Below are 12878 nucleotides of genomic sequence, written 5' to 3' on the forward strand. Positions count from 1 at the left end.
ATGCTCTACGACATCAGGCTTCATCTCCACTATGATTATGCGGCGGCGGCCGGCGGCGGTCGCCATCAGATTCGCGTGTTGCCGTCGACGATTTCCGGCGTGCAGCGCGTCATCGCCGCATCCTTGTCCTTTGCGCCGGCACCCAATGAACGTTCCGACTTTTCCGACTTCTTCGGCAACAACGTCACCTCGATCGCCTTTCGCGACGCGCATGACGCGCTCGACATCAGGATGAGCGCGCGCGTATCGGTGTCGCGGCCCGAGCCCGGGCTCGACGTATCGCCCGATATCGGCCGGCTCAGGCAGGAGCTCGCCGCTGTGCGGTCGCTGGCGCCGTCCTCGCCTCACCATTTTCTGGCCGGCAGCGCTCATTCCGGCATCGACGGAGCGATCACCGGCTACGCGCAAGACAGCATTGCCGGCTCGGCCGCCGGCACGGCAATGAAGCTCTGCAATCGTATCCATCGCGATTTCACCTATGATGGCGAAGCGACGACGGTGCGAACGCGGGCCAGCGATGCCTTCCGGCTGAAACGCGGCGTCTGCCAGGACTTTTCGCACATCATGATCGCCGGCCTGCGCGGGCTCGGCATTCCAGCCGGCTATGTCAGCGGCTTCCTGCGCACCATCCCGCCGAAGGGCAAGCCCCGGCTGGAAGGCGCCGATGCCATGCATGCCTGGGTCAAGGTCTGGTGCGGGCGCGATGCCGGCTGGCAGGAGTTCGACCCGACCAATGGCATGCGGGCGAGCAACGACCATATTACCGTCGGTTATGGGCGCGACTATTCGGACGTCGCGCCGATCGTCGGCGTTCTCAAGACCACCGGCGGACAAGTCGGCGAGCAGGCTGTCGACGTCATTCCGGTCGTGCTCGAAAAGGCGTAGAACCGAACCCAACGGCCCCACCGGTACAATTCTAGGTGGATAAGACCGCTTCTCAAACATCGATGTGGCCGCTAGTCTACATCCGTTTCGAGGTCGACAGTAATTGTATGTTCTTGGAACGCATCAATGCGGGGTTTTGTAATTGAGAGCGGTCAGCGTCGTCATTCCTGCCTACAACGCGGCGACCACCATCGCGACAACGCTGGCGTCGCTTGGTAGCGAGGCCGTGGTCATCGGCGAGATCCTGCTGGTCGACGATGCATCGACGGACAGCACGGTGGCTGTCGCGCGGCAGGCCGCGGCGCAACTGTCCCTGCCGCTGCGCGTGCTGCCGGCCGATTGCCGCGATGCCGGCGGCGCCCGCAATGTGGCGCTGGCGGAGGCGCGCTATCCCTGGGTATACCTGATCGACGCCGATGACCTGCATCTTCAGGGCGGTTTGCGCGCGCTGCTGCGGCAGGCGGAGAATCAACCGAAAGCCGATATGATCGTTGGCGCCTACCGGCGCCGGGTGAACGGCCAGAATCGGCAGATCAAGGTGCCGGACGGCTATCAGGCCGCCTGCCACGCGAACGCTTCGGCCTATGTCAAAGGCGATATACGGTCGGTCGCCGTTGGCAGCGTGCTGGCTTCGCGGCGCCTGATCGCCGAGACGCGGTTCCCGGTCGGACTGGCCTTTGACGAAGACACGTTGTTCTGGGCACGGCTGATGAGCAGGGCATCTCTGGCCATGATTCCCGACCCGGTCATGGTCTATGAGGTTTCGGTGGCGCGTTCCGACGACCGCTTTGCCATGAATCCGGTGCGGCGCTTCCTGGATTGGCGCCGTGAACTGCACACACTCACCGATTGCAATATCCCGGTATCGGCGCTCAAGACCAGGGAAGGGCTTGTCGCCCTCAAAATCGCCCGCGTCCACTATGCGCGCGGCGACCTGGACACCGCGGCGCGCTTCCTGGCGGTGGCCGCGGCCGCGCCGAAGCGACGGTCGGAGGCCTGGCGCTGCCTGCGCTACAAGTTCAAGCTCGCCGCGCGGCGACGCTTGTCCGCGCCATCGACCCAGCTGCAAGGCGCTCTGTAGGCGTCAGGCTCGTCAGCACCGCCGCTCCCGGCCGCCGACTTTTCGGACGATACGTGGAACCAGCAATCGGCCAGCGGCTTATCTACGGATATTTGCGTGGAGCGGACATGTTGCAAAGATCCGGGCTGTCGCACGGCCGGTCGGCTGACGAAGATGCCGTGGCGAAAAATGATGCGCTGAGCAGTGGGGCACAAACTTCGGCCCATCATGCCGCCCTGACCTATGTCAGCGATGCCGAGCCCGGTATCCGCCGGGTGAAGACGGGCAAGGGATTTTCCTACAAGGGACCAGATGGACGCGCAGTCTCGGACGCCAACAGGGCACGCATCGAGGCGATCGCCATTCCACCGGCCTGGACGGATGTCTGGATTTCGCCCGATGCCGATGGCCATATCCAGGCGACCGGCAGGGACCAGCGTGGACGCAAGCAATACCGCTATCATCCACAATGGGCCGACGAGCGTGATGGCGCCAAATATTCGAGCCTTGCCGGATTCGCCGAAAGCCTGCCCGAACTGCGGCGCCGGGTCGACGCCGATCTGCGCCGTCGCGGCTTGCCGCTCGAGCGCGTCGTCGCGGCGGTCGTCTGGTTGCTCGACAATACGATGATCCGGGTCGGCAATGCCGCCTACGCCCGCGACAACAAGAGTTTCGGGCTGACGACCTTGCGCGACCGCCATGTCGATATCGTCGGCTCAAGCCTGCGTTTCGCTTTCAAGGGCAAGTCCGGCAAGCAATGGAAACTGAAGCTGGTCGACCGCCGCATTGCCAGGATCGTTCGCGGGGCGCAGGAACTGCCAGGTCAGAAACTGTTCCAGTATCTCGATGAAGACGGCAACAGGCGGCCGGTCCATTCCGAGGACGTCAATTGGTTTATCCGGGAGGCCGTGGGCACCGATTTCAGCTCCAAGCATTTCCGGACATGGGGCGGCACCATCCGTGCGGCGTCCCTGTTTGCACGGACGGAATTGCCGGAAAGCCGCTCGCAGCAAAAGCAGGTGATGAACGGCGTCATCGACAAGGTCGCCGAGCGGCTGGGCAACACGCGCGCCGTCTGCCGCAAATGCTATATCCACCCGCAGATCTTCGAGGCCTGGGCGCAAGGCCGGCTACTCGACGAAATGATGGAGGCCAACAAGCGCAAGCGCTCGATTGACGGTCTCGATGACGAGGAAGCGCTGGTGCTGAGGTGGCTGAAGACGCACGAGCGCTGACGCACGGCACGGCGGTCACCAATTCCGCGGCGCCCGGATTTTTTTATCGACGCACTGTCGGGATCGGTCCTAGTGTTTCGTCCTTTGACAGAGAAAAGGACCAGCAATGCTCTACGCAATCCTCTGCTATGCTTCCGAAGATGTCGTCAGCTCGTGGAGCAAGGCGCAGGACGACGACGTCATGGCCAAGCTCCTCGATGTCCAGGACAAGTACGCCAAGGCCGGCCGGCTTGGCCCGGTGGCACGGCTGCTGCCGACCACGGCGGCAACGACGCTGAGGAAGGTCAAGGGCGAAGCGGTCGTCATCGACGGTCCGTTCGCCGAGACCAAGGAGCAGTTCCTCGGCTTCTACACGCTCGAATGCGCCGATCTCGACGAGGCCGTGGAGTTTGCGCGCGAGCTTTCCGAGGTCAATCCGAGCGGTGGCTCCTATGAGATCCGGCCGGTGTCGGTCTTCAATCCCCGCAAGGTTCCCGCATGACCGAGCTCGCCTGGATCAGCTCGGCGATCAGCGCCGCCCGCCCGCAAGCGATGGGCGCGCTGCTGCGTTACTTCCGCGACCTCGATACCGCGGAGGAAGCTTTCCAGGACGCGTGTCTCAGGGCGCTGAAAAACTGGCCGCAAAACGGGCCGCCGCGCGATCCGGCAGCTTGGCTGATCTTCGTTGGCCGCAATAGCGGCATCGATGCGGTGCGCAAGCGTGCCAAGCAGGCGCCGATGCCGGAAGAGGACCAGATCTCCGATCTGGAAGACGCCGAGAGCGACATAGCCGAGCGGCTGGACGGGGCGCATTACCGCGACGACATCTTGCGGCTGCTGTTCATCTGCTGTCATCCCGATCTTCCGGCGACGCAGCAGATCGCGGTTGCGCTGCGCGTTGTTTCCGGCCTCACGGTCAAGCAGATCGCGCGCGCCTTCCTGGTCGGCGAAAGCGCCATGGAGCAGCGCATCACCCGCGCCAAGGCCCGCATCGCCGATGCCGGCGTGCCGTTCGAGACGCCGGACGCTGTCGAGCGCTCCGAGCGGCTCGCCGCCGTCGCGGCAATGGTCTACCTGATCTTCAACGAGGGCTATTCGACCAACAGCGGCGAGGCACCGGCCCGCGCGCCGCTGTGCGAGGAGGCGATCCGGCTGGCCCGGCTGTTGCTGCGACTGTTCCAGACCGAGCCGGAGATCATGGGGCTGACGGCGCTGCTGCTTCTGCAGCATGCGCGCGCACCGGCTCGTTTCGACGAGAACGGCGAGATCGTCCTGCTTGAGGACCAGGATCGCAGCCTGTGGAGCCGCAAGATGATCGACGAGGGGCTGGCGCTGGTCGACAAGGCGCTGCGCCATCGCAAGCCTGGCCCCTACCAGGTGCAGGCGGCGATCGGCGCGCTGCATGCCCGGGCGGAGAAGGCCGAGGATACCGACTGGGTGGAGATCGATCTGCTGTACGGTCTGCTCGAACAGATGCAGCCGTCGCCGGTGGTCACGCTCAACCGTGCGGTCGCGGTCTCCAAGGTGCGCGGCCCGGAAGCGGCGCTTGCCATGATCGAGCCGCTCGAACAGAGGCTTTCCGGCTATTTCCACTTCTTCGGCCTCAAGGGCGGCCTGCTGATGCAACTCGACCGGGGCGAAGAGGCGCGCGTTGCCTTCGACCGCGCCATTTCGCTTGCCAACACGGCGGCGGAGGCCGCCCATATCCGCATGCATATCGACCGTTTGATGAAAGACGGTGCCGTGCGGGGGACTGCCCGCTCGGCAAAATGACGCGGCTGCGTCTGGTTCAACGGTCTGCGCCCGGCTTGGACCATGCCGGGGTGGCGATTTTGCCCTGAAACGAGTAATGCCACGCCATGACAGCGCTGATGTGCCCGTCGGCACACAGAGCGCAAGGCTTTGACCTGAGCCATATGATGGCGAACGGATCTGAAAGGGACAAAAATGACGATTGCGAAGGAAACGACCGAACTGCTGGCGAAACTGGGCGTCGCCAGGGAGGCGCTTGTTGGTGGCGACCTCGTCGTGCGCAGCCCGGTGACGGGCGAACAGATCGCGGCGCTGAAGACCATCTCGCCGGCTGACGCGGTCAAGACCATCGATGCCGCGCACAAGGCGTTCCAGTCCTGGCGGCTGGTACCGGGTCCGCGTCGCGGCGAGCTGGTACGGCTGCTCGGCGAGGAACTGCGCGCGCACAAGGCCGAGCTTGGCCGGCTGGTGTCGATCGAGGTCGGCAAGATCCCGTCCGAGGGCCTGGGCGAAGTGCAGGAGATGATCGACATCTGCGATTTCGCCGTCGGTCTTTCCCGGCAATTATACGGCCTGACCATCGCCACCGAGCGTCCGGGCCACCGCATGATGGAAACCTGGCATCCGCTGGGCGTCGTCGGTGTCATTTCCGCCTTCAACTTCCCGGTGGCGGTATGGTCGTGGAACGCGGCGCTGGCGCTGGTCTGTGGCGACGCGGTGGTGTGGAAGCCGTCCGAGAAGACGCCGCTGACGGCGCTCGCCTGCGAGGCGATTTTCGCGCTCGCGGTCAAGCGTTTCGGCACGGACGCGCCGCAGGGGCTGGCGCCGGTGCTGATCGGCGATCGTGCCGTTGGCGAAATCCTGGTCGACCATCCCAAGGTGCCGCTGGTCTCGGCCACCGGCTCGACCCGCATGGGCCGCGATGTCGGCCCGCGACTGGCCAAGCGCTTTGCCCGCGCCGTGCTGGAACTCGGCGGCAACAATGCCGGCATCGTCTGCCCGACCGCCGATCTCGACATGGCGCTGCGCGCCATCGCCTTCGGCGCCATGGGCACGGCCGGCCAGCGCTGCACCACGCTGCGGCGCCTGTTCGTGCATGACAGCGTCTATGATACGTTGGTCCCCCGTCTCAAGAAGGCTTACGAAAGCGTCTCCGTTGGCAATCCGCTGGAGACGTCCTCTCTGGTCGGGCCGCTGATCGACAAGGCAGCCTTCGACGCCATGCAGAAGGCGCTGAAGGAAGCCAGCGCCCATGGCGGCAAGGTGACTGGCGGCACGCGGGTCGAGAATGGTCATCCCGATGCCTATTATGTGCATCCGGCGCTGGTCGAAATGCCGAAGCAGGTGGCTCCGGTGACGGAAGAGACCTTCGCGCCGATCCTCTATGTGATGAAATATTCGGATTTCGACGCCGTGCTCGATGAGCACAATGCGGTGGGCGCTGGCCTGTCGTCGTCGATCTTCACCCGCGACCTGCAGGAATCCGAGCGCTTCCTCGGTGTCGACGGTTCGGATTGCGGCATCGCCAACGTCAACATCGGCACGTCGGGAGCCGAAATCGGCGGCGCCTTCGGCGGCGAAAAGGAAACCGGTGGCGGCCGCGAGAGCGGCTCAGATGCATGGAAGGCCTATATGCGCCGCGCCACCAACACGGTGAACTATTCCAAGGCGCTGCCGCTCGCCCAGGGCGTCTCCTTCGACATCGATTGAGAACGCCGACGCCTGCTCGTCGCTAGTGCGTGACTAATCGCCGAGCGATCAACTCTGTGCGTCCCCCGCATGGGGGATGCCGCACCGATCGACTGGCTGCGCTGACCGAGCCAGCCGCCGCAGCCGAGGTCTTTCGGCATGGGTTCGCGACAGCTTGAGCCATTTGGCGAATTGCCGATTGGCGCCGCCGCCAGCCGCAGTCCGAGGGAATGTTCAGCCGATCCGGGATGCCGGAAAACAGGTATCGAAAGCGGCATCGACAATGGCCAGCTTGGCGGCCTGGACGGTCATGTATTCCTGGTAGAAGGTGTTCGACACCCACATCACCGAATGGCCGCGCTTACCGAGCCAGCCGATGCTGCCGAGATTCTCGGCATCGCGCAACTTGCGGGCAAGATGGGTCCGCGACAGCTTGAGCCATCTGGCGAAGTCGCCGATCGAAACCACGCTGGTCGGGATCCGTTCCAGGCCGGCATCGTCGGGATCGATGCCCGACATCAGCCAGTCCATGACGATGCCGCCATTGTTGAGCCAGATGAACAGCGAAAAGGTCTGGTTGGGTTCGCGCACCGGCTTGGAGGCAAGCAGGCCGTCCGCCACCAGGGGCTGCAGCCTGGCAACCATGTCGGGCCGCTCCAGGAACCTGGTCAACCGGTCGCCACCATCGAGATGATCCAGCGTCCGCAGATGGGCAAGAACCCAACCCGTGAATGTCCGCACGGTCGCCGCCGTCGGCTGCAAGGGGTGCGTGCGCCCGTCCCCGCCCGACACATACTCGGCGATGTTGTAGTGCAGCATCTCCTTGATGAAAGCGTCCGCCGTGTTGCGGCTGGCCACCGCGTGCTGGTGCACGAACTCGATGAAACGCGATACCGTCAAGTCTTTGCGGCGGTCGTTCGGATCCTGCCTGAAATGCATGGCAAGGCCGACATGACCCATCAGCCAACGTTGCTGCGTGGCAAAAATAGAAGCGAGCCGCGGGCTATCTTCATAAATTCGGATCAGCGCCAGCGACTGTTCCTGAACGTAACGGTGCAAGGCCGGATGGCCGGCAATGTCTTCCAGATTCAGCGCTATGCTCCTCGTGTTTCTCTTCAACTCCGACAACGGAGTCGTGTTCCCCATTTTTCAGCCTTCAAAACGTGTGTCTATACGTACCAAATGCGGAGAACAGGCATTGTCGGTCACGACCGGTTGGTGGCCGGTGCGCTTGACCGCGCTGCCGGCAACCGCGACTCGGGCGAGGCCGTCGGAGTCTATGCGATCGGGCAGGTCACCACCACCGATGCGGCCAATTCGAACCACGACACCGGCTTCGTCGCTTCGGATTTCATGGCGGATGCACAAAGCCCGCCGCAAGGCATGCCCCAATCCGCCGCTCATCGATGCGATTGGCGGTCTGGGGCTGGTCAATGGCGGCACGCCGTCCGGCGACCCACGCCATCGTGCAAGGCAGCCTGATCATCCCGGCTAGCGCGGCGGGTGGAGGGATTCAGCCTGGCCTTGCCGGCCGGCCATTCGCCTCGGTGGCCGCTATCGCGACCCTTTGGAGGGCATGCCGGCTACATGCGCATCAGCAAGCCGCCATCGACAGCAAGCTCGATGCCGGTGATGTAGCTCGCCGCGTCGGAAAGGAGGAACAGTGCCGCGTTGGCCATGTCCTGCGGCGTGCCGATGCGGCCGAGCGGTGCGTAGCTCGCCACTGCCGAGCGCTTTTCCTCGGTGTCCCAGCGCGCCTGCAGCGGGGTCAGCGCCATGCCGGGGCAGATGGCGTTGGAGCGGATGCGCTCGCCGGCCAGCTGCATGGCGAGCGATTTCGAGAGTGCGCAGACGCCGGCCTTCGATGCCTGATAGGCATCCTGCGGGTTGGCATCGCCGCGATACCACTGGATGGTCGAGAAGTGCACCATGGCGCCACCGCGGCCGCCCGAGCGCATATGGGGGACGACCGACCGCGCGGTGTGCACGAACGACTTCAGATTGATCCTGAACACCTCGTCCCACACGTCGAGATCCATCTCGAGAGCCGACTTGTCGCGACCGAACCACAGCACGCCAGCGACATTGGCGAGATAGTCGATGCCACCGCGCTCGCGGCCAGCCGTGCCGACGACCTGTTCGACGAAGGCGGCGTCGGTGAGATCGCCCTGCGCGAAGGCGAGCCTGTCGTCATAGGAGGCAAGCGACGAAGGACGTGGCTTCACGTCGATGGCGGTGACGGAGGCGCCGGCATCGAGCAGCGCCAGCGTGATGGCTTCGCCCATGCCGCCGCCTGCCCCGGCGACGACCGCATGCCTGCCGGTGAAATCATAAACGATCATCTGCAACCCCTCATGTGCTCCGCCAACGCGCGATGTCGGGACAATAGGGGCGGATAAAAATTCCATCAAGCGGTATTAGAAAAAATTTGCCAAAATGGAAAATAGCGATATCGTACCGGGATCGATCCTCTCTCAGCTCGAATGGATTTCACGACCATGGACCTGCATTCCGGCGCGCGGACCTTCTCCGTGACCTCTCCCGTCGACGGTTCGACCTACACGACGCGTGCCTATGCCGACGGCGCCGCAATCGAGGCGGCGCTCATCCGCGCCCGTGCCGCCTTGCCGTCCTGGCGGCGGATGAAGCTGGCCGACAGGCTGGCGATCCTGCTGCGCTTCGGCGAGGAGATGAAGGCGCGGGCAACGCCGCTGGCCGAGATGGTGGCATGGCAGATCGGCCGGCCCTTGTGGCAGGCCGACGAGACGCCGCGCCCGGCGCTGGTCGGGCAGCTGCTTGCCGACATCGCGCCGGAGACGCTGGCCGACGTGCCTTACCCCTCGGACGAAACCATCCGCCGCTATGCTCGGCCGACGGCGGGGGGCCTGCATCTGTCGATCTGCGCCTGGAATTACCCGACCGCCATGCTCGGCTATCTCGTCACGGCGCCGCTTGCGGCCGGCAATGTCGTGATCTTCAAGCATTCGCCGCAGACGCCGCTGATTGCCGAGCAGGCTGAGGAAGCCTTCCGTGCCGCCGGCGGTCCCGAGGGCGTGTTCCAGAGCCTGCATCTCGATCATGCCGATGCCGAGCGCCTGATCGCGTCGGGCGCCTTCAACGCGGTGAACTTTATCGGTTCGGTCAATGGTGGCCGGCGCGTTCATACCGCCGCCGCCGGCACCTTCACCCAGGTGCATCTCGAGCTCGGCGGCAAGGATCCGACCTATGTCCGGGCCGACGCCGACCTCGAGGCGACAATCCCGCAGATCGCCGAAGGCACCTATTCCAATGCCGGCCAGTCCTGCTGCTCGGTCGAGCGCATCTATGTCGACAAGGCGATCCATGACCGCTTTGTCGAAGCCCTGGTTGCCGAGACGGCGAAATGGACCATCGGCCATCCCTTTGACGAGAAGCCGATGATCGGCCCGGTGGTGCGCGCGAGCGCCGCCGACACGATCCGCGATCTCACCGAACAGGCGGTGCGGGCAGGGGCCCGGCGCCTGATGCCGCAGGACGGCATCGCCAAGGCTTCTGGCCTCGGGACCGCCTATGTCGCGCCGGAGGTGCTGGTCGGCGTCGACCACAGCATGCAGATCATGCGCGACGAGCTGTTCGGGCCGGTGGCCTGCGTCCAGTCCGTCAGCGGCGACGAGCAGGCGATCGGCCTGATGAACGACAGCGATTTCGGCCTCAGCGCCAGTATCTGGACCAGTGATGTCGAGCGCGGCGTGGCGCTGCTCGACGAAGTCGAGGCCGGCACCGTCTATCTCAACCGTTGCGACCACGCCGACCTGCACCTGCCCTGGGGCGGCATCAAGAATTCCGGCCTCGGCCGCACCAATGGCCGCGCCGGCCCGGCGGAAGCGACAGCGGCGAAGGCCTATCATGTCCGCTCCGTCATCGGTTGATCCGAGGAGCGGCAAGATGAACGTGGCGAGCCTTGCAAGGCTTGATGATGCGACCATCACCACGCTGGCCGCGGCCGGCGTCGAGCGGCTGCGCACGGAGGCGGCCAGCCCCTATCTGCTGATCGCCGAACATGCCGGCAATCTGGTGCCCGCGCCATGGCATGATCTCGGCCCGGCAGTGCCCTATCTCGGCACGCATTTCGCCGTCGATATCGGCGTCGACGCCCTGACGCGCCGGCTCTCGCAAACGTTGCGGGCGCCGGCCGTGGTCGCGCATTATTCGCGCCTGTTCCTCGACTACAACCGCCCGGCCAGCGAGTGGGACTTCATGCGCCCGGATCTCGGCGGCATTCCGGTGCCCGGCAATCTGGCGCCCGACGCGACCGACCGCCGGCTGCGTACCCGTATTGCCTGGGAGCCGGTCGAACAGGCGATCATCGAGGCGGCGGCGGGCAGGCAGGCGCTGATCTCGGTGCATTCCTTCACCCCGGTGATGGGCGGCGTGCGGCGTAACGTCGACATTGGCGTGCTGTGGCGGGAGCCGTCCCCCTTCGTCACCTCGGTGCTGAAAACCCTCGGCGCGCAGGGCGCGGAGGCCGGGTTGAGGATCGGCGACAACGAGCCGTACGACTGGCGTCAGGCCGTCGGCTACACGCTGAACCGGCACGGGCTCGAGCAAGGCAGGCCCTGCCTCTATCTCGAAGTCCGCAACGACCTGCTTTCCGATCCGGAAACATTCGAACTCGTCAGCCGCACCCTGGAGGGTGTCTTTGCCACCGTAGCGATGTCGTTATGGCCGAAACCAGCCATAGCCGTCTAAAGGCTGGACGCCCCCATGCCACGCCGCTAGAGCTTGTCGAATTGGAAACACGACAGCCAAGGGCGTGGGCGATGCAGGGCAGTGTGGGCAGCAAGATCCGTGATGCGCGCAAGGAACGCAACATCACGCTGCGCGACCTCAGCGAACGCTCCGGCCTTTCGGTGTCGCAACTGTCGAAGCTGGAGAACGGCAAGGCCCGCCTGACGGTCGACGTCGCGCTGATGATCGCCGGCGTGCTGCATGTGCCGGTGGCATCCTTCCTGTTCAGCCCGAAGCCGGGCATGCAGGCGCGTCGCTCGATCACGCGCGCCGGCAGCGGCATCCTACATCAGGGCAATGCAATGGAATTCGAGGTCCTGTGCAGCGATTTTCGCGACAAGACCAACATTTTCTGGCGCGTCACGCTGCGGGCGAAGAGCTTCGAGGAAAATGGCGGCTGGCGCAGCCATTCCGGCGAAGAGTTCATCCACGTGCTCAGCGGCAACCTGGAACTGCACACCATCCACTATGATCCGACGGTGCTGCAGCCGGGCGACAGCATCCTGTTCGACGGCGAAATGCAACATGCCTATGTCGCGCTGGGCGGCGAGCCGGTCGTCATGCTGATGTCGAACACCGTGCCGCGCGACGGGCTCCCCGCCGGCGCTGGGGTCTGATCCTGGTCGGTCGGACCGGGTGGGATTCTGGTCGGAAAAGGCGGCGCTTCAACAATATTTTCTAAAATGGAAAAAAATACTTGTTATGGAAAAGTCGGAGGTCTAGCATCCTGTTGACCGGCCGACAGGAGAAATAGCCATCGGCCGGGATGGGAGATGTGACCCGATGCTGTCGGTTGAGTCAGTCGGCAAGACCTTTGGCGGCGTGCAGGCGTTGCGCGGTGCCTCGCTGTCCTGCGAGGCCGGCGAAATCCTCGGCCTTATCGGACCCAACGGCGCCGGCAAATCCACCCTGGTCAACGCCATCTCCGGCGTGCTCAAGCCCGACACCGGCAGTGTCCGGCTGGCAGGCAGGGAAATCACCGGTCATGGTCCCGAATATTGCGCACGGGCGGGAGTCGCGCGCACGTTCCAGACCATTCGGCTGTTCAGGGAATTGACCGTCCGGCAGAATGTCGAGGTCGCCCACATCACCTGCCAGTCCGTTCGGCCGGATGCCGCGGCACGCATCGGCGTCGACCAGTTGCTTGCCCAATACCAACTGGACGGCTTCGCCGACGTTCCGGCCGGCACCCTGTCCTATGGCAGCCAGCGCCGGCTCGAAATCGCCCGCGCGCTGGCGCTCGGTCCGTCGCTGCTGCTGCTCGACGAGCCGGCCGCCGGCCTCAATGAAGGCGAGTCCGAGACGCTGGCGCTGGCGATCGAGGGCATCCGCCGCGATGTCGGCTGCGCCACCATCGTCATCGATCACGATCTGCGCTTCATCAACCGGCTTTGCGACCGGCTCTGCGTCATGGACCAGGGCCAGGTGATCGCCTCCGGGCAGACCGAAGCAGTGTGGCGCGATCCGCGCGTCATCGAAGTTTATGTCGGGCAGTCCGAGACATCGTGACG

13 protein-coding genes are annotated in these 12878 nt (G+C 64.7%); 10 read left to right on the top strand and 3 right to left on the bottom strand.

The window, feature by feature from the left end:
- The 6 genes from AC56QQ_RS09290 (at position 1) to amaB (ending at position 6621) form a co-directional block, all read left to right on the top strand.
- Positions 1–885, top strand: coding sequence for a transglutaminase family protein (locus AC56QQ_RS09290; protein ID WP_497126587.1), 885 nt, complete (start codon positions 1–3; stop codon positions 883–885).
- A 142-nt stretch (positions 886–1027) separates the two neighbouring features.
- Positions 1028–1966, top strand: a complete 939-nt coding sequence (locus AC56QQ_RS09295; protein WP_497126589.1) for a glycosyltransferase family 2 protein — start codon at positions 1028–1030, stop codon at positions 1964–1966.
- Between the two features lie 107 nt (positions 1967–2073).
- Positions 2074–3180 (top strand): DNA topoisomerase IB, encoded by a 1107-nt coding sequence (locus AC56QQ_RS09300; RefSeq protein ID WP_497126591.1) that lies wholly within the window; start codon positions 2074–2076, stop codon positions 3178–3180.
- A 106-nt stretch (positions 3181–3286) separates the two neighbouring features.
- On the top strand, positions 3287–3661 hold the full coding sequence (locus AC56QQ_RS09305; RefSeq protein WP_091577722.1) for a YciI family protein: 375 nt from the start codon (positions 3287–3289) through the stop codon (positions 3659–3661).
- Positions 3658–4932 carry an RNA polymerase sigma factor gene (locus tag AC56QQ_RS09310; protein ID WP_497126593.1) on the top strand — a complete coding sequence of 425 codons (1275 nt, stop codon included), beginning with the start codon at positions 3658–3660 and terminating at the stop codon, positions 4930–4932. Before AC56QQ_RS09305 ends, AC56QQ_RS09310 begins: the two co-directional genes overlap by 4 nt.
- A 174-nt stretch (positions 4933–5106) precedes the next feature.
- Complete coding sequence (amaB, locus tag AC56QQ_RS09315) at positions 5107–6621, top strand: L-piperidine-6-carboxylate dehydrogenase (RefSeq protein WP_497126595.1); 1515 nt, start codon at positions 5107–5109, stop codon at positions 6619–6621.
- A gap of 213 nt (positions 6622–6834) precedes the next feature.
- On the opposite strand, the gene AC56QQ_RS09320 is transcribed toward amaB, so the two are convergent.
- The 3 genes from AC56QQ_RS09320 to AC56QQ_RS09330 form a co-directional block, all read right to left on the bottom strand.
- Positions 6835–7746 carry a hypothetical protein gene (locus tag AC56QQ_RS09320; protein ID WP_497126597.1) on the bottom strand — a complete coding sequence of 304 codons (912 nt, stop codon included), beginning with the start codon at positions 7744–7746 and terminating at the stop codon, positions 6835–6837.
- 3 nt (positions 7747–7749) lie between these two features.
- A complete protein-coding gene (locus tag AC56QQ_RS09325; RefSeq protein ID WP_497126599.1) occupies positions 7750–8004 on the bottom strand; it encodes a hypothetical protein in 255 nt (84 codons plus the stop codon).
- A 179-nt stretch (positions 8005–8183) separates the two neighbouring features.
- Positions 8184–8942 (bottom strand): SDR family NAD(P)-dependent oxidoreductase, encoded by a 759-nt coding sequence (locus AC56QQ_RS09330; RefSeq protein WP_256751574.1) that lies wholly within the window; start codon positions 8940–8942, stop codon positions 8184–8186.
- Positions 8943–9098: 156 nt separating this feature from the next.
- Here AC56QQ_RS09330 and AC56QQ_RS09335 point away from each other — a divergent pair, with 156 nt between their 5' ends.
- The 4 genes from AC56QQ_RS09335 to AC56QQ_RS09350 all read left to right on the top strand — a co-directional run bounded on the left by AC56QQ_RS09335 (position 9099) and on the right by AC56QQ_RS09350 (position 12876).
- Positions 9099–10508, top strand: a complete 1410-nt coding sequence (locus AC56QQ_RS09335; RefSeq protein WP_497126601.1) for an aldehyde dehydrogenase family protein — start codon at positions 9099–9101, stop codon at positions 10506–10508.
- 16 nt (positions 10509–10524) lie between these two features.
- Positions 10525–11328: an N-formylglutamate amidohydrolase gene (locus tag AC56QQ_RS09340; RefSeq protein WP_497126603.1), complete on the top strand. Its 804-nt coding sequence runs from the start codon at positions 10525–10527 to the stop codon at positions 11326–11328.
- Positions 11329–11399: 71 nt separating this feature from the next.
- Complete coding sequence (locus AC56QQ_RS09345; RefSeq protein ID WP_497126605.1) at positions 11400–11984, top strand: helix-turn-helix domain-containing protein; 585 nt, start codon at positions 11400–11402, stop codon at positions 11982–11984.
- Between the two features lie 166 nt (positions 11985–12150).
- A complete protein-coding gene (locus AC56QQ_RS09350) occupies positions 12151–12876 on the top strand; it encodes an ABC transporter ATP-binding protein (RefSeq protein WP_497126607.1) in 726 nt (241 codons plus the stop codon).
- Positions 12877–12878: the final 2 nt, after the last annotated feature.

Source organism: Mesorhizobium sp. RCAM 05099, from assembly GCF_059683685.1.

Coding starts and splice junctions, on each gene's coding strand:
- AC56QQ_RS09290 (WP_497126587.1), top strand. CDS start 1: ATGCTCTACGACATCAGGCTTCATCTCCACTATGATTATGCGGCGGCG.
- AC56QQ_RS09300 (WP_497126591.1), top strand. CDS start 2,074: ATGTTGCAAAGATCCGGGCTGTCGCACGGCCGGTCGGCTGACGAAGAT.
- AC56QQ_RS09305 (WP_091577722.1), top strand. CDS start 3,287: ATGCTCTACGCAATCCTCTGCTATGCTTCCGAAGATGTCGTCAGCTCG.
- AC56QQ_RS09310 (WP_497126593.1), top strand. CDS start 3,658: ATGACCGAGCTCGCCTGGATCAGCTCGGCGATCAGCGCCGCCCGCCCG.
- amaB (WP_497126595.1), top strand. CDS start 5,107: ATGACGATTGCGAAGGAAACGACCGAACTGCTGGCGAAACTGGGCGTC.
- AC56QQ_RS09320 (WP_497126597.1), bottom strand. CDS start 7,746: ATGGGGAACACGACTCCGTTGTCGGAGTTGAAGAGAAACACGAGGAGC.
- AC56QQ_RS09325 (WP_497126599.1), bottom strand. CDS start 8,004: ATGAGCGGCGGATTGGGGCATGCCTTGCGGCGGGCTTTGTGCATCCGC.
- AC56QQ_RS09330 (WP_256751574.1), bottom strand. CDS start 8,942: ATGATCGTTTATGATTTCACCGGCAGGCATGCGGTCGTCGCCGGGGCA.
- AC56QQ_RS09335 (WP_497126601.1), top strand. CDS start 9,099: ATGGACCTGCATTCCGGCGCGCGGACCTTCTCCGTGACCTCTCCCGTC.
- AC56QQ_RS09340 (WP_497126603.1), top strand. CDS start 10,525: ATGAACGTGGCGAGCCTTGCAAGGCTTGATGATGCGACCATCACCACG.
- AC56QQ_RS09345 (WP_497126605.1), top strand. CDS start 11,400: ATGCAGGGCAGTGTGGGCAGCAAGATCCGTGATGCGCGCAAGGAACGC.
- AC56QQ_RS09350 (WP_497126607.1), top strand. CDS start 12,151: ATGCTGTCGGTTGAGTCAGTCGGCAAGACCTTTGGCGGCGTGCAGGCG.